The 2,345-nt window shown below is 66.7% G+C and carries 2 protein-coding genes and 1 pseudogene; all 3 read left to right on the top strand.

From position 1 onward, the window contains the following. Nucleotides 1-316 precede the first annotated feature (316 nt). Nucleotides 317-1,789, top strand: coding sequence for a DUF87 domain-containing protein (locus tag AB1609_21490; protein MEW6049009.1), 1,473 nt, complete (start codon nt 317-319; stop codon nt 1,787-1,789). A gap of 88 nt (nt 1,790-1,877) precedes the next feature. Beyond that, a pseudogene (locus AB1609_21485) lies at nt 1,878-2,087 on the top strand (competence protein CoiA family protein). 6 nt (nt 2,088-2,093) lie between these two features. Next, nucleotides 2,094-2,345 (top strand): hypothetical protein (locus AB1609_21480; protein ID MEW6049008.1); only part of this gene is annotated, 252 nt, incomplete at its 3' end.

Here is a 2,345-nt window from a genome sequence, read left to right as displayed (position 1 = left end):
TTCTTTGCTCGGGCAGCGTCGCTACGCGCTTCAAGGACACAGACAGTTTTATCGCCGCCGTGGCGGAAGCCCTGAGCACAGGGGGTGGCCGCGGTTGGTCGGTGCGCCCCGGCCTGCGCCTGGTGGACCTGTGCAGCCTGCTGTTCTCTCGGATTGAGGATTGACGTATCCAGCCTTCACGGGCCTGAGTTCGCCCTCACGGGAGTGTCGGGAAAACGCCGTCTAGTCGCAGGTGCCGCTGTCGTGAGTGCAGCTGTGACGCCGCAGGAGAGGTGTCGCGCGGGCAGCCAAGAAGACTTATAGGGGAGGTGGGCGGGTGGCGGCACCCGTGCTGCATTTGGCTGACGACCTCGCCCTGGACCTCGGTGTTTACGCCAGCACCGGCTGGCGGGCGGGAGTGTGGGCCTCCAGCGGCCGGGGGAAGAGCTACGCGGTCGGCGTCATAGTCGAAGAACTCCTCGACGCGCACATTCCCGTGGTCGTGATCGATCCCGAAGGCGAGTTCTGGACTCTGCGGGAAGGCTATCGAACTGTGGTCGTGGGCGGCCCGCGGGGCGACCTGCCGCTGTGCGGAGCGCGCCCTGCCGTGAGGGAGATCCTCGGCGTGGCACTCGGCCAGGGCCTGGCCCTGGTGGTGGACCTTTCGGACCTGGCGGCCAACGCCGCCCAGCAGGAAGCCGCGAGGCCTTTTCTGGAAGAGCTGTTCGTACTGCTGGGCCGGGAACGCCGGACGGCCGGGGTGGTTGTGGAGGAAGCGCATGTCTTTGCCCCTCAGTTCGGCTCGGCCTCCACGGCGGAGATCATGTCCCGCCTGGCCAAGCAGGGCAGAAAGCGCGGGGTGCTGCTGGTGACGGCCTCCCAGAGAACCCAGGCCGTGTCGAAAGAGTTCATGAGCCAGCTCAACTTCCCGATGCTGGGCGGCTTCGACGAGAAGCTGGACTTCGACGCGGTGAAGCACCACGCGGCCGGCCGGACGTTCCAGGAGTTGAACGGGCTGCCTGTGGGCGTGTTCTGGTTCCCCCGGTTGGGCGAGTTCCACCGCATCAGGGCACGCCGCGTGACCCACGGCGGGGACACGCCAGACCTGGGCGCCGAAGTGGTCCTGCGGGGCGTGGTGGCCGACGGAGACCTGGAGGCGGCGGTGGCCCGGCTGGCCGAGGCGGTCCGGCAGGCACGCGCCGAAGAAGAGGCCGAGCGCGGGGAGGTTGCCCGCCTGCGCCGCCGGATCGAGGAGCTGGAGGCGGAACTTGTGGAAAAGGCCCGAGAAATCGAGCGCCTGCAGGTCGCCCTCCGGGTTGCCGCAGCCCAGGCGGCTGCCGAGCCCCGACCTGGGCCGGAAGCGCGGGTGAACTCCGTATCCGTGCGGGCAGACCGGGTGGAAGTCGCGGCCGGCGCGCCGGCCCTGGTGCAGGCGGTTCCTGCGACACCTGCCGTACCGGTGACAGCCCCGGCGGCAGGTGTGGCGTTGCTCGAACACCCGGCCGTGCAGGGTCTGCTGCAGAGCGCCTGCTCGCTGACCAGGAAACACCTGGGTGGCTATGAAGAATACTGCGTCGCTGCCCTGGAGGCTCTTGCCCGCTCGCGGGCGGTGTCGCCGTCGGAGCTGGCCCTGGCTCTGGGGCTTGGCAGTAGCAGTTCGGTCTCTCGTGTGCGCGTCGCGTGTCGCCAACTGGTACGGGTCGGCCTTGCCAAGGAGCAGGTCGGAGGGACGTTTGCGCTGCACCGGGAGAACCTCGAAAAAGCCGTAGCGTTGGCCGAGGCCCGCATGGCCCGGAGAAAAAAACGTTGACCGTCTTGCCTCCGCTGAAGGCGGGGGCTCAGCCGGGACTGCCGACGGGTGGGCGGCTGTTCCCGAAATACATGAGGGAGGCGCTGTCGTGGCCGACAAAGTACTTTACCCTGTTGCTCTGAGCGCTTCCGGGGAAGTAGTGACGGTCGACCAAACCGGAAGGGGAGAAGCATACTTTTGCCCCAATTGCACAGAACGGTTCGTGCTTCGTGCTGGTCCGCGAAGAAGAAAGCACTTCGCTCACATAGCCGGTGTAGGGAACTGTGCATTAGAGAGCGTTCTGCACCAGGCGGCAAAGGTCGCGGTGCATTCTGTTTTGCAAGCCCGTCTTAGCGAGCAGGTTGCTTACGTTGCGACCTGGACCTGCGACGTCTGCCGGCGCGAACATACCCTGGACCTGGTTTCGGGGGTGGCCAGGGTTGAAACCGAGCACCAACTGGGCGCGGTGCGCCCCGACGTAGCCTTGCTGGACGCCGAGGGCAAAGTCTTGCGGGTGGTGGAGATAGTAGTCACGCATGAGCCCGATGAGGTGGCCTGGGACACGTATTCTGCGAAT

The organism is Bacillota bacterium (assembly GCA_040754675.1).
Taxonomy (GTDB): domain Bacteria; phylum Bacillota; class Limnochordia; order Limnochordales; family Geochordaceae; genus Geochorda.
This window is presented reverse-complemented; position numbering and strand designations above follow the sequence as displayed.